17 protein-coding genes, 1 pseudogene and 1 riboswitch are annotated in these 20,531 nt (G+C 41.5%); of the genes and pseudogenes, 15 read left to right on the top strand and 3 right to left on the bottom strand.

Annotated features, from left to right (window positions below; translation table 11 throughout):
- Positions 1-42: 42 nt before the first annotated feature.
- Positions 43-618, top strand: coding sequence for an ANTAR domain-containing response regulator (locus tag F9B85_RS05130; protein WP_151619214.1), 576 nt, complete (start codon positions 43-45; stop codon positions 616-618).
- A gap of 60 nt (positions 619-678) precedes the next feature.
- Here F9B85_RS05130 and F9B85_RS05125 read toward each other — a convergent pair whose 3' ends face one another.
- Positions 679-1,701 (bottom strand): patatin-like phospholipase family protein, encoded by a 1,023-nt coding sequence (locus F9B85_RS05125; protein ID WP_170270192.1) that lies wholly within the window; start codon positions 1,699-1,701, stop codon positions 679-681.
- Positions 1,702-1,835: 134 nt separating this feature from the next.
- Positions 1,836-1,979, top strand: a riboswitch (molybdenum cofactor riboswitch).
- A gap of 105 nt (positions 1,980-2,084) precedes the next feature.
- Between F9B85_RS05125 and F9B85_RS14305 the strand changes: the two genes are divergently transcribed.
- From F9B85_RS14305 to guaA, 10 genes and pseudogenes are all read left to right on the top strand, one after another.
- Positions 2,085-2,261, top strand: coding sequence for a hypothetical protein (locus tag F9B85_RS14305; RefSeq protein ID WP_170270191.1), 177 nt, complete (start codon positions 2,085-2,087; stop codon positions 2,259-2,261).
- Positions 2,262-2,276: 15 nt separating this feature from the next.
- Positions 2,277-3,590 (top strand): molybdopterin molybdotransferase MoeA, encoded by a 1,314-nt coding sequence (locus F9B85_RS05120; protein WP_243138081.1) that lies wholly within the window; start codon positions 2,277-2,279, stop codon positions 3,588-3,590.
- Complete coding sequence (locus F9B85_RS05115) at positions 3,574-4,797, top strand: molybdopterin-binding protein (RefSeq protein WP_151619210.1); 1,224 nt, start codon at positions 3,574-3,576, stop codon at positions 4,795-4,797. The genes F9B85_RS05120 and F9B85_RS05115 overlap by 17 nt, the downstream gene beginning before the upstream one ends.
- Before the next feature lie 25 nt (positions 4,798-4,822).
- Positions 4,823-5,806: a GTP 3',8-cyclase MoaA gene (moaA, locus tag F9B85_RS05110; RefSeq protein WP_151619208.1), complete on the top strand. Its 984-nt coding sequence runs from the start codon at positions 4,823-4,825 to the stop codon at positions 5,804-5,806.
- Between the two features lie 48 nt (positions 5,807-5,854).
- Positions 5,855-6,331: pseudogene (gene moaC, locus F9B85_RS14565) on the top strand (cyclic pyranopterin monophosphate synthase MoaC); the annotation flags it as partial.
- Positions 6,332-6,355: 24 nt separating this feature from the next.
- On the top strand, positions 6,356-6,862 hold the full coding sequence (locus F9B85_RS14560; protein ID WP_207707054.1) for an MOSC domain-containing protein: 507 nt from the start codon (positions 6,356-6,358) through the stop codon (positions 6,860-6,862).
- Between the two features lie 2 nt (positions 6,863-6,864).
- A complete protein-coding gene (locus tag F9B85_RS05100; protein ID WP_151619204.1) occupies positions 6,865-7,359 on the top strand; it encodes a MogA/MoaB family molybdenum cofactor biosynthesis protein in 495 nt (164 codons plus the stop codon).
- Positions 7,360-7,434: 75 nt separating this feature from the next.
- Positions 7,435-8,163 carry a hypothetical protein gene (locus F9B85_RS05095; protein WP_151619202.1) on the top strand — a complete coding sequence of 243 codons (729 nt, stop codon included), beginning with the start codon at positions 7,435-7,437 and terminating at the stop codon, positions 8,161-8,163.
- Positions 8,164-8,307: 144 nt separating this feature from the next.
- The gene (gene hpt, locus F9B85_RS05090; RefSeq protein ID WP_151619200.1) at positions 8,308-8,847 is read left to right on the top strand and encodes a hypoxanthine phosphoribosyltransferase; all 540 of its coding nucleotides are present in this window, start codon (positions 8,308-8,310) and stop codon (positions 8,845-8,847) included.
- A 36-nt stretch (positions 8,848-8,883) separates the two neighbouring features.
- Complete coding sequence (guaA, locus tag F9B85_RS05085) at positions 8,884-10,425, top strand: glutamine-hydrolyzing GMP synthase (RefSeq protein ID WP_151619198.1); 1,542 nt, start codon at positions 8,884-8,886, stop codon at positions 10,423-10,425.
- A gap of 124 nt (positions 10,426-10,549) precedes the next feature.
- On the opposite strand, the gene F9B85_RS05080 is transcribed toward guaA, so the two are convergent.
- On the bottom strand, positions 10,550-12,061 hold the full coding sequence (locus F9B85_RS05080) for an N-acyl-D-amino-acid deacylase family protein (RefSeq protein ID WP_151619196.1): 1,512 nt from the start codon (positions 12,059-12,061) through the stop codon (positions 10,550-10,552).
- Between the two features lie 219 nt (positions 12,062-12,280).
- Between F9B85_RS05080 and F9B85_RS05075 the strand changes: the two genes are divergently transcribed.
- From F9B85_RS05075 to F9B85_RS05065, 3 genes are read left to right on the top strand one after another with little or no spacing between them, the layout of a single operon-like run.
- Positions 12,281-12,805 (top strand): PadR family transcriptional regulator, encoded by a 525-nt coding sequence (locus F9B85_RS05075; protein WP_170270189.1) that lies wholly within the window; start codon positions 12,281-12,283, stop codon positions 12,803-12,805.
- 13 nt (positions 12,806-12,818) lie between these two features.
- The gene (locus F9B85_RS05070; RefSeq protein WP_243138080.1) at positions 12,819-14,057 is read left to right on the top strand and encodes an efflux RND transporter periplasmic adaptor subunit; all 1,239 of its coding nucleotides are present in this window, start codon (positions 12,819-12,821) and stop codon (positions 14,055-14,057) included.
- Complete coding sequence (locus F9B85_RS05065; RefSeq protein WP_151619190.1) at positions 14,054-17,143, top strand: efflux RND transporter permease subunit; 3,090 nt, start codon at positions 14,054-14,056, stop codon at positions 17,141-17,143. Before F9B85_RS05070 ends, F9B85_RS05065 begins: the two co-directional genes overlap by 4 nt.
- 179 nt (positions 17,144-17,322) lie before the next feature.
- Here F9B85_RS05065 and mgtE read toward each other — a convergent pair whose 3' ends face one another.
- Positions 17,323-18,417, bottom strand: coding sequence for a magnesium transporter (mgtE, locus tag F9B85_RS05060; RefSeq protein WP_151619188.1), 1,095 nt, complete (start codon positions 18,415-18,417; stop codon positions 17,323-17,325).
- A gap of 494 nt (positions 18,418-18,911) precedes the next feature.
- On the opposite strand from mgtE, the gene F9B85_RS05055 reads away from it, so the two are divergent.
- Positions 18,912-20,354: a 4Fe-4S dicluster domain-containing protein gene (locus F9B85_RS05055; RefSeq protein ID WP_151619187.1), complete on the top strand. Its 1,443-nt coding sequence runs from the start codon at positions 18,912-18,914 to the stop codon at positions 20,352-20,354.
- Positions 20,355-20,531 lie beyond the last annotated feature (177 nt).

Genomic DNA, 20,531 nt, shown 5'->3' with positions numbered 1-20,531 from the left:
TAGACATCTCTATGGTGACAACGATGGGGGCGAAGCATTCGTATGCATAGTTTAAAAATTATTATTGGTGATAGTGACGCTGGACAACGGAAAGAGTTAAAAAAAATGTTAAACGCCATGGGTCACGTAGTTGTGGGAGAAGCAAGTAATAGTTTAGAGACTTTGAAGATTCTGCGCAGACTAACACCAGATCTAGCCTTTATTACTCATAATTCTACCCTGCGAGACGGGGAACATGTAGCTGAAATTATCGAAGAAGAAAAACTCTGTGCCGTGATTCTTTTAGTTGAACCTGGTTATGTGGGGCTATACGGTCGCTCTGAAAATGAAACGATGATTCCTTATCTACGCAAACCTGTACTAGCGGCTACACTAGAACCAATAGTAAACATTGCAGTAAGTCGCTTTCGTGAGATTATCAAGCTTGAAGAAGAGATTAACAAGCTTAAAGATACGATAATGACACGTAAATTAGTAGAGAAAGCAAAAGGACTCTTAATGTCTCATCAAGGTCTAAGTGAGACTGAAGCATTCCGGAGAATTCAGAAGCAAGCAATGAACAAAAGAACGAGTATCAAATCAATAGCACAGGCAATAATATTAGCCTACGGCGCATAACCAACCCCCTGGCTTGAACTGCTTTGAATACAGAGTAGAAGCCAGGGGGTTTTTATATCTTCATTTTCCATTAATCTTTACAATCAATTTAGATGGCATCTTTTTTTCTTCTTGTACATTTTTCGAATAAACATTCTTTAGATCTTTCTCTTTTTGTACTTCAGAAGCATCAGAAGATAACTTTTCCTCTTGTGGTGCTAGCATACGTCTGATTTCTGGTAATGCGGAAATAGTAGTTTTATAGCCCGCCTGTACAGCTTCATCAATTTGACTAAAATCAAAAACTCGAATCTCCTGTACAGAAGGCTCAAGAATTAAGTTTGCTCCCTCTTGCATAGTACGCAGATCTGTTTCTAAGCCCAGAATATCAAGAGAACGTAGCATCGTTTCAATCAAGTTTTGAGCGGAATGTGAGGGAGTGTCAGGATTACGTAAACTGACGCAGATAACTTTCTCTGCACCGAGGGCTCTAGCTACATCAGCTGGAAGATTTGAGCGCACTGCACCATCAACAAGAGCCATGCCTTCAAAACAAAGTGGTTGAAAAACGCCAGGAACACCACAACTGGCACGAACAGCTCTGGCAATAGGGACATCGTTTATAAAGCGTCTGTAAGGTAGCGGATAAAGAGGCTTTAGATTCTTAGGAGTAAAACAAAGAGCTGAACCAGAGATTAAGTCAGTAGCTGTAATAACTACTGGTGGTGTAGTAGAGTCTAAAGTTTCTTTCTCCCAGATTCTTTCCAATAAGCGTTCAAATTGACGACCTCGCAAAATTCCAGAAGGGATACGAGGCCAAAGAAAAAATGAAGGCTTACCACATACTTTGTAAAAAACACCCAAAAAGGCATGCCAAGCCCAGCGCCAATCAAAATCAAATAAATGATGATTACGATGCTTTCTAGTAATAGAAAGCATTTCAGAAGAAGAATAACCAGTGCCGTACAAAGAAGCAATAAAACTACCAGCACTAACGCCAATGACAAAGGAAGGCTGTAAATTGGCTTCTTCTAGCGCTCGAATTACACCAATATGAGCGACCCCTTTTGATCCCCCACCGCTGAGTACTAGAGCCCACTTCACCAGGATCACCTGCTTTTTTTCTCAATGCTAGGCCATAGTATGCAAAACAAGATAAAAAGTGCACAAGAAGTGTCCTTTCTGCTTGACTTCAGAACCATAACAAATTAATCTGTTTGTACAAGTACAAAAAAACTAAATAAACTATGTTCCGAGCCCTTTTTGTCTACGGATTACAATCTAGGACATAAGGGCCGACCTACTTGAAAAAGATAGGTAAACGGTTTGGTGGGAAACGACCAAGCCCCCCCTTTTTGGAAAGGAGCAGTCAATGTCATTAATCAAAGACCGACTCCTTCCTTAGGAGCTGGTCTTTTTGCTTCTCTGTGGTTTTACTAATGAATAGAGTAAGGTTTCTATACTTATAAAGAGGAGGCAACTTTAAGATGACTAAAAAAGATGAACTGAAAAAACGTTTAAGTGAAGAAGCTCAAAACAACAGCATTACTTGTGAAAAAGCTCGAGCTTTAGCTGAAGAAATGCAAGTGCCCTATGATGAAGTCGGTACCATGGCTGATGAATTGCGGATTAAAATACGTGCTTGCCAGTTAGGCTGTTTTTAATAGGAATTTGTTAATATGATGAAAAGTTTTTTTAGAGTAAAGACTGTTGAAGAAGCAAGGGAGTTGCTTCTTCAACATGAGATGACCAAGCCTCAGAGAGAGATGGAGAAAGTTCCTCTGCTTTCAGCGGTGGGGCGTATTTTGGCTAACCCTGTATTAGCTCCTCTTGATGTACCTACTTTTGATCGTTCAACTGTTGATGGCTATGCTGTTAGAGCTGTTGATACTTTTGCCGCATCAGAAGAAGTGCCTCTTTATTTTCCTCTTGTAGGCGAAGTTCTGATGGGAGAAGAGACTAATCTTACTCTTGCTCCTGGTCAGGCTGTTGCTGTGGCTACGGGGGCTATGTTGCCTCGAGAAGCTGATGCTGTTGTCATGGTTGAATATACAGAACTGCTTACAGAAAAAGATTTAGCTTTTGATAACCTCCCCGATAATCAAGTAGTGCAAGAAGGTCTACAGCTTAAGGGCCTTCAAAAGTATGTTGAAATAACTCGCGGTGTTGCTCCTAGTGAGAACAGGCTTCGTCGTGGTGAAGATATTCAAGGCGATCAACTTTTGTTGCCTCAAGGCCATCGTTTGACCTCTACATCGATTGGAGTTCTTGCCGCCGTTGGTATACATGAAGTTCCCGTATACAAAAAGCCTGTGCTGGGCCTAATTGCTACGGGTGATGAGCTAGTAAGCCCAGAAAAAGCTCTGTCCGGTGCTTCCGTGAGAGATATAAATTCTTATACTATAGCCGCTTTGGCTCAAGAAGCGGGAGCTGAAGTGCGCTTTTATGGCATCATAGCTGATGATTTTAACAAACTGCGCCAAAAGGTAGCAGAAGCTTTGGAGATTTGTGATTATATATGCCTTTCTGGAGGGAGCTCTGTAGGGACGAGAGATTTGACAGAAGAAGTGTTAGCTTCTTTTCCTGAAAGCAAGGTTTTGTTTCATGGACTTCACATGAAACCAGGTAAGCCTACATTGGCAGTGACCATTGGTTCTGTCTTACTTTTTGGAGTACCAGGCCAACCTACTTCAGCGGCCGTAGTTTTTCGTTTGCTTTTATCACCTTTGTTAAACGCCACATTATCTTTGCAAGCGAACAAACCCTTTCAGTGGCTTACGGCAAGAATTGATCGCAATATGGCCTCCACATCAGGACGAGAAGAGTATTTTCCTGTCCGCCTAGAACAACGGGAAGGTGAATGGTGGGCTATTCCTGTATTTGGGAAGTCTGGTCTTATTCGTCCTCTTGCAGAAGCAGAAGGATTAGCAAGAATTGCACTAGTAAAAGAAGGGGTACAAACAGGGGAGTGGATCGATGTCTTTAGATTGTAATCATAAAATCATTGCCGAAAAAATCTATCTCGATAATCGTCCTTGGGAAGAAGCTTTGGAAGAATTCTTAGCCGCCTTTCCTGCAGAAAGCTTTAGAAGAGAAGAAATTATTCCTGTTTCTAGAGCCTTAGGACGCCGTCTTGTGGAAACAGCGACAGCGGCTATAGCTTCGCCACACTTTCCTGCTTCAGCAATGGATGGTATTGCTGTGCGATCTGAAAATACTTTTGGTGCTTCAGACAGTAAGCCAATAAAAATAGTACTAGAAAAAGAAGGGCGCATCGTTGATACGGGTGATGAAGTCCCCCAAGACTTTGATGCTGTGATCATGGTTGAGCATCTGCAAGTTATTTCTCCCGAAGAAGTAGAAATAAGAGCGCCAGCCATTCCAGGTCAGCATATCCGTTCCATTGGAGAAGATATAAACCAAGGCGACCCGATCGTTCCAGCAGGCACGATACTGCGTCCCTGGGATCTAGGTGCACTTTTAGCAGGCGCTATCGCTCAAGTCAAAGTAGAGTGTCAACCGAAAGTTGCTATTTTGCCAACTGGGACAGAACTGGTGCAAGCCGGTACAGTTCCAGAGCCAGGACAGCTCATTGAATTTAACTCCACCATCTTAAAAGGCCTTGTAGAAGAATGGGGCGCAGAAGCAATTGTCTATCCCATTACAGCTGATGACGAAGAAGCCTTGCAGAAAAGAGTAGAAAAAGCAATAGAAGAAGCTGATATTGTAGTCATCAACGCTGGTTCTTCGGCAGGAAGAGAAGACTATACAGCAAAAATTGTAACTAAGATGGGCACATTACTTACTCATGGTGTAGCAATCAAACCAGGCAAACCAGTTATTTTAGGCTCTATTGCCAACAAAGCAATTATTGGATTACCTGGTTATCCTGTTTCTACAGCTCTAACAGCTAGGTTGTTCTTAAAACCTTTGCTTGAGAAAATAAGAAATCTAAAAGTAGAAGATAAAAAGCTTGAAGCAAAGATGGCACGCAAAATCCCTTCTACACTTGGTGTAGAAGAATGGGTGCGTGTAAGGTTAGAAAAAAATGAACAAACCGGGGAATGGCTTGCTTCCCCTATCAAAAGAGGGGCCGGTGTAATTATGTCTCTCGTTAGAGCTGACGGACTGCTCTGCATCCCTAGATCTTCTGAAGGTGTTGTCGCCGGAGAAAAGGTTGAAATACTTCTACTGCGATAAGCTAGTCTAGAAAGAGGTGGCCTTCATGCTTGATCGCTTTGCTCGTGATATTCACTACCTTCGTGTATCAGTCACCGATCGTTGTAACCTTCGCTGTGTCTATTGCATGCCAGAAGAAGGTGTCTCCTTACTAAGTCATGAAGAAATATTGACTTTCGAAGAAATGGAAAAGTTGATCCAAGTTGCCGCCTCTCTAGGCATTCGGCGAGTACGCCTTACCGGTGGCGAACCTTTGGTGCGCAAAGATCTACTATCTTTTGTAGCCGCTGTTAAAGCTATCCCAGGCATTGAAGAAGTAGCCCTAACGACTAATGGAATTTTACTTCCCCAATATGCAGAGGACTTAAAAAAAGCGGGACTTGACCGTGTTAACATTAGTTTAGACACTATGCATCCACAACGGTTTCAGGAAATTACACGCAATGGCCATATTGATGAAGTCTGGTCTGGCATCGAAGCGGCTTTAGAGGCTCAATTTCACCCCGTAAAAGTCAACGTTGTCGTCATGGGAGGCATTAATGACGATGAAATTGCCGACTTTGCTTGTTTAACAAAACGCTGGCCCATTCATGTACGCTTTATTGAAATCATGCCTATTGGAGAAGGAGAAGCATCCTACAGGGGACACTTCGTTTCTATCGATGAGATGAAAGAGAAACTAATCGAGAGTGGCCAAAAACTTCAAAGCCATGAAGGTATTAAAGGTTGCGGTCCGGCAACTTACTATACTTTACCATCAGCTCAAGGAACGGTAGGCTTTATCAGTGCTATTTCCAAACACTTTTGTGGTACTTGCAATCGCTTACGTCTAACAGCAGAAGGGCAATTGCGACCTTGTCTACATGCACAGAAAGAAATGGATCTGAAGACACCTTTGCGTATGGGAGCAACAGAAAAGAAATTGCAACTTCTTTTTCGGCAAGCCATTGAGTCCAAACCAGAACAACACTGTCTAAGCGATGAAGGTTGGGCTGGACAAGGCCGTATCATGTCCCAAATCGGTGGCTAGTTCTTGCTTCATTGCTCTAGGCTTTTACTTATAGAGGAGGCTTTGATCTTGTCAGATTTGACACACTTTGATGAACAAGGGCGGGCTCATATGGTAGATGTGAGCCCGAAAGCAGATACAGAGCGCCAAGCTATTGCCCAAGGTCGCATTACCATGGCTAGGGAAACTTATGAGAGAATTCAAAAGGGTACGATAGAAAAAGGTGATGTTCTTTCTGTTGCACGTCTTGCTGGAATAATGGCAGTCAAAAGAACGAGCGACTTAATCCCCCTGTGCCACCCGCTGATGATCACAAGTGTAACAGTAGACTTTACCTTCGACGAAGAGAACTTAGCCATCGAAATTAAAGCAACGGTAAAAACTACAGGTAAGACAGGCGTAGAGATGGAAGCCTTAACAGCTGTTTCTGTAGCCGCTTTGACTATCTATGACATGGCCAAAGCCATAGATAAAGCTATGGTTATTAGTGATATTACTTTGCTTGAGAAAAAAGGCGGTAAGAGTGGTCATTATCGACGAGGCGAAGCAATAGTTAAGCCCCAAGAGACCATAGCTAAAGAGAAAGCTACAAAGCTAGAAAAAGCAAGCAAGCAAGGAAAAATTGTAGCTGTTTGTAGTAGTGAAAAAAAAGGTGTACGTAAAAAAAATATCGGCCAAGGCACATTAGAAGCTGACTTTGGCTTAGCTGGAGATGCTCATGGTGGACCTTGGCATCGTCAAGTGAGCTTGCTAGCGATAGAAAGTATTGAGAAAATGCGTAACTGTGGTTTAGACGTTCATCCCGGTGATTTTGCTGAAAATATTACGACAGAAGGTCTTGATTTGCTCAGTTTACCGCTCGGTAGCCGCATTCAACTTGGAGAACAAGCTATCGGTGAAGTAACGCAGATTGGCAAAGAATGTCACAATCGTTGTGCCATCTACTATCAAGCTGGAGATTGTGTCATGCCCAAAGAAGGCATTTTCATCAAAATCATAGAAAGTGGACCTATTCAAGTGGGCGATACAATCACAGTCTTATTCACCGCTGGTGAAAAAGAAGATGGAGTGGACTAAGGATGATAAGAGTCGGCATTATCACAGCTTCTGATAAAGGTAGTAGAGGGGAGCGAGAAGACCGCTCCGGTCAAGTAATCGCAGAGAAAATAGCAACCATTAAGGGTCAGGTAGTTCGTTACGAGATCGTGGCCGATGAAAGAGATTTACTTGCCGAGACAATGCGGCAAATGGCTGATGAAGATAGCATTGACCTCATCTTTACCACAGGAGGCACAGGCTTTGCGCCTCGTGACGTAACGCCAGAAGCTACAATGGATGTAGTAGAGCGGCTTGTTCCTGGAATTGCTGAAGTTATGCGAGCTGAATCGCTAAAGATTACACCTAGAGCCATGCTTACTAGAGGAATCGCTGGAATTCGTGGTACTGCTTTAATCGTCAATTTACCAGGCAGTCCTAAGGCTGTTGCTGAATGCCTCGATATAATTTTATCAGCCCTACCACATGGCCTTGCCATTTTACAAGGTAAAGCAAGCGAATGCGCTAGACCAGAGTAGTGAAAAGTAACATAGTTCCCTTTCCAGACAAATATCTTTCCTGTAAAGGAAAGGTAGGGAAGGGGGAGCTATGCTTTGAGGCGCTGGTGGGTAAAATTAATCATTGCCATAGTAACATTGGCTTTGATTGTTGGGGGAGCCCTTGCATACTGGTTCTATCAACAACGCTGGAATCCAGAAGATCCAACAGCACTAGTCACTAAAGCAATGGTAGAAACACTACAAAGCTCAGATTTTCGTTTTGAAAGTCGATTTTTTATTCGTGTTGATGGTCGTGATGAGTTAGTCAGTCGTTTTTCAGGAGAACGCTCTGGTGGAGAAACCTTTCATCTAAAAGGCGTCATATTGCAATCACCGACAGAGATATTTCTAGTAGGCCCTCAGTTTTATCTCTGGGATCCTTTGAAAAAAGGCTGGTACAGTATTGAAAAAGCTGACTTTGGACCACAAGATTTACTGCTTAAAGAGATTAGTCCCCTTTCTGTCCTAGAAGTAAGCGATATACAAGATGCTGTTGTTGTGAGTAGAGAAAAAAGTCGAGACATAGAATGCCTTGTCTTAGAACTTAACGCCACAGTAACTAATAAATTATTGACAACGTTGTGGAAAGATTTTCAATACCGCATCTGGGTTGATCCCTGGAAAGAAGTAGTACACAAAGCTGTCATAGAAGCTACCAGTCGGAATGCACCGGAAGATCGGCTACATTTTACAGTTGAGTTTTGGGATTATGATCAGAAGATAGAAGTAATCCTGCCAACACTAATGAAGGAAAAGGAAGCGACAAATTCCGAGAAGGATTGACATCTTTTTTCATTCCTTGGTATAATTTTTTGAGACTCGGTGAATCTAACATAGAATGCAGACTTGTTGCTAACGGCCGGTAGATGATGCCGGCCTTATTTATGTTAAAGATAAGTCGAAACGAAGGTGAAAGGCGGCGTTACCATGGAGCAAGTCATTGATCGTATCCTTCTTTCTGAAGAAGAACTGCAAGCGAAAGTTAAAGAATTAGGTGCTCAGATCTCGGCAGATTATGAAGGTAAAGACCTGCTAGTGGTAGGTATTCTTAAGGGCGCACTAGTATTTATGGCCGATCTGATTCGTGCTATAAAGATACCTGTAACGATTGATTTTATGGCTGTATCTAGTTATGGACAAGGTGCTAAGTCTTCAGGCGCTGTAAGAATTCTTAAAGATCTTGATAAAGCTGTTGAAGACCGTCACATTCTAATTGTAGAAGACATTGTTGATACTGGTTTGACCCTTAACTACCTGATTGATAATTTAAAGTCTCGTGGTGCCGCCTCTGTAAAAACCTGCACCATCTTGGACAAGCCCAATCGTCGTACCATTCCCATTGAACCGGACTACAATGGCTTTACCATACCTGATGAGTTTGTAGTTGGTTACGGCTTGGATTACGCTGAAAAATATCGTCACTTTCCCTTTGTGGCCGTCTTAAAAAGAGAAGTTTACGAATCCTAAAGAGAGAGTTCTACCGAATTGAGAGGAGCGAAAGTTTTGACAAAATCTCACGAAACAGTATTGGTCCTTGACTTTGGAGGCCAATACAATCAGCTCATCGCTAGAAGGGTGCGGGAATTGAATGTATACTGCGAAATGCATCCTTTCAACATGGCTATAGCAGAAATAAAAGCGATGAACCCTAAAGGCATTATTTTTTCTGGTGGACCTTCAAGCGTCTATGCAGAAGAAGCTCCCGCTGTTGATCCTGCTATTTATGACTTAGGTATTCCTATTCTAGGTATCTGTTACGGCATGCAGTTAATGACTCATCAATTAGGTGGGAAAGTTTCTAAATCCGACAAGCGAGAATATGGTAAAGCAGATCTAACGATCACTGCTGAAGAAGGTCTTTTTAAAGACCTTAGCGGTGCTATTCAATGTTGGATGAGTCATGGTGACAAAGTAGAAGCTTTGCCAACTGGTTTTATAGTTACAGGTAAAACAGATCACGCTCCTTTTGCGGCTATGGGTCATAGTGAGCGCCGTTTTTATGGTGTACAATTCCACCCTGAAGTTCGTCATACACCACAAGGAATGGATATGCTGAAAAGCTTCCTTTTTGACGTTTGTGGTTGCCAAGGCGATTGGACGACAGAAAACTTTATTGAAGAACAAGTTGAATTGATTCGCAATAAAGTAGGCAAAGGGAAAGTGCTTTGTGCACTCTCCGGTGGTGTTGACTCATCTGTAGCAGCTTTACTCGTGCACCGTGCTGTAGGTGATCAACTTACCTGTGTCTACGTCGATCATGGCTTTATGCGTCTCAATGAATCAGAACGAGTCGTCAAGACATTTCGCGAAGAACTGGGCATGAACCTCATCTTCGTAGAGGCTGAAGAGCGATTCCTCAAAAAAATCGAAGGAGTTTCCGATCCAGAGACGAAGCGAAAAAGCATTGGTAACGAATTTATCCGCGTCTTCGAAGAAGAAGCGGCCAAGATAGGCAAAGTAGATTACCTTGTTCAAGGAACTCTCTATCCAGATGTTATTGAAAGCGGAACTTCTACGGCAGCTACTATCAAAACACACCACAACGTAGGTGGTCTGCCAGAAGACATGCAGTTTGAATTGATTGAACCTTTGCGAACACTTTTCAAAGACGAAGTGCGTACAGTCGGTCAAGCTCTAGGCTTGCCAGATGATATCGTTTGGCGTCAACCATTCCCTGGTCCAGGACTAGCCATTCGAGTCCTTGGTGCTGTCACCAAAGAAAGTCTCGATGTTTTACGAGAAGCTGACGATATTGTTTTCCAAGAGATCAAAAAATCAGGTCTCTATCGTCAGATCTGGCAATCTTTCGTTGTTCTACCAACAACGGTAAAGACAGTTGGTGTAATGGGCGATGAGCGGACTTATGCTAATCCAGCTATTCTACGTGCTGTCACATCTGACGATGCTATGACGGCAGACTGGGCACGTTTGCCTTATGAGCTGCTAGAACGTATATCATCAAGAATTGTGAACGAAGTAAATGGCATCAATCGTGTATGCTATGATATTACTTCTAAACCACCTGGTACTATTGAGTGGGAGTAAGGACATAATAGAGACCATAGAAAAAAGGCCCTTTGCAGATTATTTAGCAAAGGGCCTTTTTCTTTGTATTTTTTGTAGTCATGACTTGTTATGATTTGTTAAGAAAAGCAGCAAGTTAGCTACGTTATAGCCATTGTCCTGCTAGAGCTTTAGTAGGAAGACTGGCAGAAATCGTTTCTATACCATTAACAAAAAGATAGTCAATACCAGTAGAAATAAGACCAGGCTGTTGTCGAGTTGCTCTATCCTGAATTTGCTCAGGATCAAAGACAAGCACATCAGCTTTTTGACCTACTGCCAAAGTACCTCGATCATGGAAGCGAAAACGCCGAGCAGGTAAAGATGTCATCTTAGCAATGGCTGTTTCTAAAGATAAAACCTCTTTATCTCTTACATAACGAGCCAAAATGCGAGGGAAGTTACCGCAAGCTCTGGGGTGATTGACACGCCCGCCTTCATAAAGACCGCTATCACTTCCTACAAAGATACGATCTTGTTGTAGTGTATCAATTAAGTTTGCTTCAGAAATAGAGACACGATTAGTACCGAAATCCCAAGAAGAAAAATCATAAGCGTAGACGTCTCCCCAGAGATCGATGCCCTCAGCTATAGCACTGTTGAAGCGCTCCATCAACAAACTATGCTTAGACCAGTTAGCTTGAAAAAGTGCCTTAACATGACCATATTGAACAGCTACACCTGTCTGGCGAGCTACTGACAGCACTTCATCAAAAGCTTCAAGAAGGCCATCGGACTCACTACGCAAATGAACTGCTAAAATTTTATCAAAATCTTTAACTACTCTAGCATAAACTTCTAGTTCCTGAGTAGTAATTGCTGTTTGTGGATGATATTCCAAGGCTACGGAAAAACCTGGAGCGCCATCAGCTAATTCTGCTTCCAAAAGAGCGACCATCTTGTCAATTTCATCAGTTGTTGCTTTTCTAGCACTATCACCAATAACCTGATTGCGGAGATTGCGATAGCCAACTAACTGACTATAATTTAATCCTAATGGTCCAAGTTCCTTGCGAAAAGCAGTGATCGATGGTACTGAATTGCCGCAATTACCACCGATTTGCGTAGTAATACCTTGTGTAAGCCTGAGCTCGGCTTCAGGATTAGTTCGTAGATAAGCTTCATTGTGACTATGTACATCTATAAAACCTGGTGTGACACAACGCCCGGCGGCGTTTATGATCTTACAATGCTCAGGAAGAACAAAAGGTGTATTTTCATCAGCCCAAAAAGTGAGAGGCTCTCTAATATCACTAATCGCACTGTCGTAATTTTCAACTTGAAGCACTTGCTCATTCTCAGCTAATGAAAACTGGCCATTATCACCTTGTAATCTCCCCGGTCGAGCACCTTCTTTTTCACGAAAAAGAGCAGAGATTTTATCTCCTTCTATGGCTAAAGCACCCAAAAAGAGGGGAGCACCTGTACCATCAATGATTTTTCCGTTCCAGATTAAAGTATCCCAGTTAACAGGGATCGGGTTAGGAGAGAGCTTTTTAGCTGTTTCTGCACTTTCCTCAAAAGCAAAAGCACCTTTACTAACCAGAACAGCTGTTCCAACTGTGACCAAACTGAGTCCACCGTAGAGTAAGAACTGTCGTCTATTCCACTCTGCCATTTTCTGACCCCTGCCCCCTTTGCCCTACACTCTTACAGGCTTTTTCGACAGCGCCATTGTCGAATCCTGCAAAGAATTAAGAAAGCAAGCAGTCAGATCTGGCATTTATCGCTAAGTAGTCCTATTGACAGTAGTAATTAAAAAACTTATATTAATGACATTGATATTTATAATGTTAATATGACTTGGAACAAAGTAAGGCATAAGGGGGAGGAGCTGTTGAAAGGACAAGATGTCATACTTGGTATGCTTATAGACAAGCCTAGGACAGGTTATGAGATAAAACGAGAGTTTGAAAATCTTTTTCCCGATTTTTTCGTGGCAACTTTCGGTACTATCTATCCAACACTGAACAAAATGGAAAAAGAAGCGTACATAACTCGCGAAATAGTGCAACAAGAAGGAAAGCCTAACAAAAATGTTTATGCTATTACGGAAAAAGGGCGTGAACTATTTTACGCCTACTTAGATAGTCCCTTAGAACCTAAATCGATTCGCTATGATTTTATCATGCGTCTTTTTTTTGGTCATCACAGTTCGCAAGAGCAACTATTGCAATTGATTGATGAAGAAATGCTTACTGTCGAGGAAGGTATCAATCGTTTGCATAATATCCTTCAAGATAAGGAAAAAAAGTGGCATCCTGTACAGGAACTTTGTTGGCACATTGGCTTAGAACATCACGAAGCTTTTCTACAAAGCTTAAAAAAAATAAAAGACAAAATAAAAAATGAAAACGATTGAAGGAGTGATCCTTTTGAAGAGCCTTAATAAGTGGGGCTTTCTCTTCTTATTATTATCAACCTTGTTATTACTCTCAGCCTGTGGTAACAAGGAAGACACTTTAGAATCAAGAGCTACAGTTGTAGAAGTTTTTACAGTTGAAGAGACTTTACAGGAATCTAGTCGTGAATTCTCAAGCACTTTACAACCTATTGAAGAAGTTGCTGTTGCTTTCGAAGTTCCTGGTAGAATTGTAGACCTAGCTGTCAAGGAAGGAGAACGAGTATTTGCGGGGCAAGTTTTAGCACGCTTAGATAGTACTGACTACTCCCTTGACCTTACTGCGGCGGCGGCCCAAAGACGTCAACAAGAAGCAAACTTAGAACAAATAGAAACAGGCGCTACAGAATATGAATTGAATCAATCTGCGGCCATGCTAGCAAAAGCAAAAGCTAACTATGAGAAAAGTCAAGCCGATTATGAGCGCTTTGAAATGCTTTTAGAAAATGGTGCTATTTCGCTTAATGAATATGAAAATAGTCGTTTGCGATTCCTATCAGCCAAGAAAGATTATGAAATAGCAGAACAAAGTCATCAAAACATGGTCACAGGAGCACGTAGAGAAGTTCGAGAAATGAACCAGGCTATGCTCGAGCAAACTATTGCAAGAGAAGAGAGAGCTAGAAGTGCTTTAGATAAAACGCAATTACGAGCACCTTTTACAGGGACAGTTATCAATCGACTAACTTCAGAAGGTCAGTTAGTTAATGCGGGAACACCAGTTTATAACATCGGTGCAATTGATGAGCTAAAAGTTGTTATTCCCGTGCCTGATCGAGAAATTCAACAATGGCAAGTAGGAGAAAAAGTTACTCTAAATCTTTATGGACAGCAACGGGAAGGTACAGTTCGTTATATCTACCCGGCTACGGACAGGGCGGCAGGTACTATTGGTGTTGAAGTTTGGGTAGCTAATGGAGAACATAATTGGTTTGCTGGACAAGTAGTTAAAGTTAGTAAGAAGTTAGAAGCTTATGAAGCTATTTGGGTTCCTGTATCAGCTGTTGTACGTCGTGGTGATGAACCTTATGTATTTATCTTAGAAGACAATAGAGCTGTAAAAAGAGTAGTTACAATAGGCGATCTAATCAACGATCATTTTGCGATTACTTCTGGCCTCAATAGAGGTGAGCAAGTTATTATTACCGCTGTGGATAGACTATTTGATGGTGATGAAGTGACGCCTTTGGGGCAAGCAGGTGATGTAGAATGATCGAATATATCATCAAAAAGCGCAAAATCACCTTGCTCTTTTTTTCCTTGTTTGTTGTCTTAGGTATCTTGTCTTTTACGCAAACTCCCAAACAAGAAAGTCCCGATATAGTAGTTACTATAGCAACAGTCACAACACCTTACCCTGGAGCTCATCCTGAAAAAGTAGAACAGACAGTTACACGAATCATAGAAGAACGGATTAATGAGATTTCAGGCATTAAATACATACAATCTCACTCTAAGCCAGGACTATCCTCGATCATCGTTGAACTCAATCCAGATGAAGATCCTAAGCCTAAGTTTGATGAGATGCGCAATAAAGTGCGCGATGCTGAACGTGATTTACCAGCAGAAGCTCATCAGCCTATTATTAATGATGATCTTAACCGTATCTATGCTCAGACTCTAAATATTACTGCTCCATCAAGAGAAGAGCTTTACTCACTCCGTGATACCTTGCGCAGTTGGCGTGACCAATTACGAACTTTGCCTAATGTATCGAACGTAACATTGACAGGTCTTCCTGAACAAGAAGTGCATATAACGCTAGATATGCAAAAGATTCATAACTACGGTATCCCTTGGGGTGCTGTCAGCAATGCTGTTCAAAACTTTAACGAGAAAGTACCTCTCGGAGAAGTTAAAACAGAACAGAGAGTTTATGAATTAGTCTTAACAGATGTGCAAGAGGTAGATGAATTTAATAATGTTTTAGTATGGCGTACCCAAAATGGAACACCTATCTATTTACGTGATATTGCTACTGTTGAATTGACAACTGAAGACTCTTATACCAGGGCTTATCATAATGGTTTGCCAGCTATCAGTCTAAGCATTAGTGGTGAAACAGGAAGCGATATTCCTTCATTACAAAAGCAAATTGACGATATGATGGCTTACTTAGAAGGCGACTTGCCAGTTTGGGCAGGCTTATCTTCCCTCTATTCACAAAAAGAGCGAGTAGATGAACTATTTAGTAACCTTACAGGTTCTCTCTTTTTTGCAGTCATTGCCGTTATGCTTGTCTGTATGCTCGGTATGAACGTACCTTCTGTTATTGTAGTAGCTATGGCTATTCCAATTGCTATTGGTATGGCCTTTATTCCACTAGGTTTTTTGGGGATTACACTTAATCAGATCTCCTTTATCGCAATCATCATCGTACTAGGGATTTTGATTGATGATGCTGTAGTTGTTAATGACAACATTGAACGACGCTTACAAGTTTTCAAAGATAATCCTCTTGATAGTTCTATTAAAGGTGTCAAAGAAGTTGCTATCTCTATTTTTACTGCTAACTTAGCTACCATTTGTGCTTTTGCACCTTTGCTTTTTCTGACGGGCAACATAGGAAACTTTATTAAGCCTGTACCAATCATCATCATTTTGGCTATGCTTTCTTCTATGATTATGTCTTTGTCTGTTGTTCCTATCTTTAGACAGTGGTATGAATCAAGACAAATTGAAAGACAGCAAAGACAGCAAATACAGCAAATACAAAAACGGAAAGCACCAGGTATTTTGGGAGACAAGATAGAAAAGCTTTCAAAATGGTATGCCAATAAGTTAATGCCTATCTTGGTTCGTCATCCTAAAAGAACTGCTACTGTGGGCTTGTTAATCGGAGCTATGGCTTATGGTTTAGCTATCTTTACACCCATTGAGCTCTTTCCAACAGATGATCGCTCTGAGATGATAGTTAATGTGCGCACTCCTGCCGGTACAAGCTTAGAAGAAACAGAGCGCATAGCTAATGAGGCTAGTAAATGGATCTTAGAACAGCCTGGGGTAAAAGTTGCAGCTACTTATGCAGGTTCTATAGCACCAAAGATGTTTTCAGGTGATACGGGCGAGGGAAGTGGAGATAATGTTGCCCAGATTATTGTCCGTGTTGATAAGAAGCTTCTTTCTACTAGAGAATCAGTTCGTGAATGGGAAGAGTATTTTAAGCATCACTATCCCCAAGCATCAATTGTACCTGAAGAATTGATGGCTGGACCTCCTGTAGGAGCACCTGTATCGATACGAGTTTTTGGTGAAGATATTGAAACTTTAAGAAGCATATCACAAGAAATTCAAGAGATCGTAAAAAGTGTTCAAGGCACTTTCGACATTAAAGACACCTTCGGGGTAGAGCGTTATGCTTTAAACTTTGACGTAGATCGAGCTCAAATGAACCAGCTTATGGTGCAAGAAATTGATCTTTCTCGAACTATTCGTTTGGTCAGTGAAGGTTTGAAGGTTACAGAATTTGATACAGGTCAAGAGTTAATTGATGTAGTACTGTTTAGTAATCGACAAGGTCAAGACCCTTTGGCGGCTATTCAACACTTAACTGTTACTAACACTAGGGGGGAGCAAATTCCTCTCTATCAAGTATCAAAGATTGAGCCTGACTTTACCCTTGCCTCAATTTATCGCTATAACCTATCTCGTGCTGTTACTATTACAGGTGATGTGCGAGAGAGAACAGCAACAGAAGTAATGAATGAAATCATTCCCCAACTAGATCAGATGAATTTCCCGCCTGGTTATCGCTATGAAATAGCCGGTGAGACATCAGAACAGACGGATGTCTTTGTAGAGATTTTTCAACTTTTCATTGTTGTAGTATTTTTGATCATTATTTTGATGGCCCTGCAGTTTTACTCCTTATCTTTACCTATTCTCATCTTAAGTACCATCTTCTTAGCTTTTGCTGGTAGCTTATTAGGCCTCTTTATCACCCAGACACCTATTGGCTTTATGACCATGATGGGTGCTATGAGCCTTTCGGGAATTGTCGTCCGCAACGGGATTATTCTAGTTGAGTTTATTGAACAAGCTCGCCGAAGCGGTCAATCACTAGATGATGCTGTCATAAGTGCTTGCGAAGCTAGACTACGACCAATTCTACTTACATCGTTTACAGCTATTGCAGGCCTAATGCCATTAGTTCTCAGTGGTGACGTACTCTTTAAGCCTATGGCTGTAGCGATTATATCTGGTCTCTTTTTCTCTACCATGTTGACATTAATGCTATTACCTTCTTTATACATTTTGCTCGATAGAGTGCGTAGAGGCAGAGAAAAAGAAAAGGCGTAGGCTTACAAAGCCACGCCTTTTTTTTGATCATTGTAGCATTTATGCCCAAAAATCACGAAAGAAAAATGTCGAAAAATGGTGAAGAACACAGTGTTTTTTTAGTATACTTGATCGAAAAAGCAGACTCTCCCGTAATAGTATCATTAAGGGAGGGTCTGCTTTTTATTTTCGTCCATAGCTTACATTATCCCAACATGGCCAAGGTACCAAGTCGCAATGGAAAAGTAAATCAATATTCCGGCAATATCGGCAATAGAAGTGACTAGTGGGCCACTGGCAGTAGCAGGGTCTAGCTTCAACTTGTCAAGTGCAAAGGGGAGAGACATACCAATTAAGCTACCTACAATAACAACAACTTGCATGGTTAATGCAACTACGATGGCGACTTCTGTACCGACTCGGAAGAAGCCGATGGTAGCAACAGCTAGCCCCATGGCTAGACCAAGTAATCCGGAAACAACAAGCTCTTTTCCCAAAAAACTAGCCCAATCTCTAAGTTTAACATCTCCTGTGGCTAGTGCTCGAACCATCATGGTAGCAGATTGCGATCCAGCATTGCCACTACTGCCGATTAATAGGGGTAAAAAGAAGACGAGAGCTACCATAGAAGCGATAGTATCTTCAAAGTAAGCAATACCTGTGCTGGAAAAGATGTTTACAAAGACTAATAGAAGTAACCAGCCGACTCGCTTTTGAAAAAGAAGGTAAATACTAGCAGATTTTAAGCTAGTTTTCAAAGCGCTTACAGAAGCCATCTTATGGAAGTCTTCTGTTGTTTCTGCTTCAACTATGCCAAGTACGTCCCTAGCATTTACAATACCAACAAGAACGCCTTGCTCATTGACTACAGGAACGGATAGAAAGTCACGACTTTGCATAAAAGTTGCTACTTCTTCTCGATCTTGATGGGCAGAAACAGAAACGACATCGGGACAAGTGATTTCTGCAATTTTTTGCTTCTCTGATGCTGTAAGTAAGTTGCGAATAGGAACGATTCCTTTGAGCACTTGGCAAGAATCAACAACGTATACATAGTACTTGCTTTTTTGACCAATTTCATTTTGACGCAAGACTTGCATAGCTTCTGCTACCGAATATTCTTCAGGTACAGCTAGAAAGTTATCATGCATGATAGTGCCCACGGACTCAGGTGCGTAGAGTGCCTCTTCTCTAGTTTCATCAATAATTTCTGCTATAGCAGTGGTACGAGTAAGGCTTTTTCTTTCGTGCTCCAGAGGGCGCGAAGCGCCGTGGATTGAAATTGCCTTGGTCATGAAAAAAATCCCTCCTGTCTTTCTTAGATCAGGAAGGTCTCGTCCTCAAGGCTCTAATTCAGTGGGTGAGGACTCCATGAGACTTTCCTTATTAAATTATAAAAAGTGCTACTCGCCGGGTCTGCTTCCGTACTCATGAAGTCCTCACCTCCTTAAAGCAATAATAAAAGGCCATAACAAGAGGCCTATATATCCTTCATTGGACACAGTAAATAGATGCAATATACAATATAATATAAAAAAACCCACCAGAAAAGTGAGGGTTTTTTATGTATTAATATTTAACATAACGAATGTAGCATAATGGACTAAGCCTGTCAATATTTTTTCTATCATTGTAGCAAATGGCAAGACTAGAGCATTTGTTGGTAAAAGCAGGGTGTAAAGTTTATTATTATGCCAGTGTAAGGAAGGGTATACTTTTTTTTTGTCGAAAATATGTAGATTGGAGTTGGTATAATCTGAATATTTCTTCAGAAAGGTCGTGTAGAAAAATGGCCCGTAGATTTGAAACAACTGTGCAATTATTGCGCCATGAAGTTTTAGTAGAAGTAGCTCGCATGGCCATGAGTGGCACTGTTGAGCGAGATAAAGAAATGATACCTTATGTGGTTGTGCAAGGAAAAAGAGCTAGGTTTCGTTGCTGTGTTTACAAAGAAAGAGCAGTTGTCAAACAACGGGTAGAATTGGCTTGTGGCATTGGTGTTGATGGCACAGAAGCTTGTAAGAGCGGTGAACTTATTCAAGTCCTAGAGACCGGTTGTGATGAATGCCCTGTCGATCGTTTTACGGTTACAGAAGCTTGCCGCGGATGTATCTCTCATCCTTGTATGGAATCTTGTCCAGTAGATGCAATTATTCAGATTAACCGTAGAGCGTACATCAACCAAGAGAAATGCATTGAATGTGGACGTTGTCACAGCGCTTGCCCCTATGACGCCATTGCAGATACACAACGCCCCTGCATTAGAGCTTGTCCAGTTAACGCCATTGACTTCGGTGAAGACAAGATTGCTAGAATCAAAAAAGATAAGTGCATCTATTGTGGTCTCTGTGCTTTACGCTGTCCTTTTGGAGCAATAGCTGATGTTTCCTGTATTATTCAAGTGGTAGAAGCTTTAAAGAAAAAAGATGAAGCACCAGTACACGTTGTTTTAGCACCTTCTATTGTAGCTCAGTTTGAAGATTTATCGATGGAACAAATACACGGAGCTTTAATTAAACTAGGTTTTGCCGCAGTTCATGAAGCGGCTCTAGGAGCTGATATGATACTGGCGGAAGAAGCGGAAGAAGTAGTAGAAAAAGTTCGGGAAGGTTCATTTCTAACTTCTTCTTGTTGCCCTGCTTTTGTGCAAATAATTCGTAAGCACTTCCCGGAACTGGAAGATAATATCTCAACTTCTGTATCCCCTATGATAGCAGTGGGAAGGTACGTAAAGAAACATCATCCCGATGCAGTAACAGTTTTTATTGGTCCTTGTATTGCCAAAAAGATGGAAGCTCGACAAAGCGACCGCAATGATGCTATCGACTATGCAATCACATTTGAAGAAATGTTAGCCCTATTTGTGGCATCTGATATAGAGCCTGCTGAATGCACCCCAGTCCCCTTAGAACAATCGTCTGTCTTTGGGCGCGCGTTTGCTCGGTGTGGTGGTGTTGGTGAAGCTGTTGCTCAGGCAGTAAAAGAATATAACCTGCCTTTAGAAGTGACTCCAGTTAAGTGCGATGGAGCGGCAGAATGCGTAAAAGCATTACGCATGGCCAAAGCAGGAAGGCCACCTGGTAACTTTATCGAAGGAATGGCTTGTGTAAACGGCTGTGTAGGAGGACCTTCTTCATTTAACCATAAAGCAAAAGCCAAAAGAATGGTTGACGAACATAGCAAGAAGGCGATTCTGAAAACAATTACCGAAGCCACCTCGATATTAAAATAATAGTTCTTTTACGAGAATAAAAGTTTCATAAGCAAAAGTTAAAAGCTTTGCAACAGCGATCTGGGAGCAGATCAACTGTTGCAGGCTTTTTCCTTTTTATCCATTTCAATCTCGCAAGTACTACTTAGAACTGTAATAAATGCATAGCACTTACAAAGGAATCATTAATTGTATATA

It is taken from the genome of Heliorestis acidaminivorans, from assembly GCF_008933955.1.
Lineage (GTDB): Bacteria > Bacillota > Desulfitobacteriia > Heliobacteriales > Heliobacteriaceae > Heliorestis > Heliorestis acidaminivorans.
Note: the sequence above shows the minus strand (reverse complement) of the source record. Positions and strands in the feature narration are given on the sequence as shown.

Excerpts from the sequence above, each read along its gene's own strand:
- F9B85_RS05130 (WP_151619214.1), top strand. The coding sequence starts at position 43 with ATGCATAGTTTAAAAATTATTATTGGTGATAGTGACGCTGGACAACGG.
- F9B85_RS14305 (WP_170270191.1), top strand. The coding sequence starts at position 2,085 with ATGACTAAAAAAGATGAACTGAAAAAACGTTTAAGTGAAGAAGCTCAA.
- F9B85_RS05120 (WP_243138081.1), top strand. The coding sequence starts at position 2,277 with ATGATGAAAAGTTTTTTTAGAGTAAAGACTGTTGAAGAAGCAAGGGAG.
- F9B85_RS05115 (WP_151619210.1), top strand. The coding sequence starts at position 3,574 with ATGTCTTTAGATTGTAATCATAAAATCATTGCCGAAAAAATCTATCTC.
- moaA (WP_151619208.1), top strand. The coding sequence starts at position 4,823 with ATGCTTGATCGCTTTGCTCGTGATATTCACTACCTTCGTGTATCAGTC.
- F9B85_RS05100 (WP_151619204.1), top strand. The coding sequence starts at position 6,865 with ATGATAAGAGTCGGCATTATCACAGCTTCTGATAAAGGTAGTAGAGGG.
- hpt (WP_151619200.1), top strand. The coding sequence starts at position 8,308 with ATGGAGCAAGTCATTGATCGTATCCTTCTTTCTGAAGAAGAACTGCAA.
- F9B85_RS05080 (WP_151619196.1), bottom strand. The coding sequence starts at position 12,061 with ATGGCAGAGTGGAATAGACGACAGTTCTTACTCTACGGTGGACTCAGT.
- F9B85_RS05065 (WP_151619190.1), top strand. The coding sequence starts at position 14,054 with ATGATCGAATATATCATCAAAAAGCGCAAAATCACCTTGCTCTTTTTT.
- mgtE (WP_151619188.1), bottom strand. The coding sequence starts at position 18,417 with ATGACCAAGGCAATTTCAATCCACGGCGCTTCGCGCCCTCTGGAGCAC.
- F9B85_RS05055 (WP_151619187.1), top strand. The coding sequence starts at position 18,912 with ATGGCCCGTAGATTTGAAACAACTGTGCAATTATTGCGCCATGAAGTT.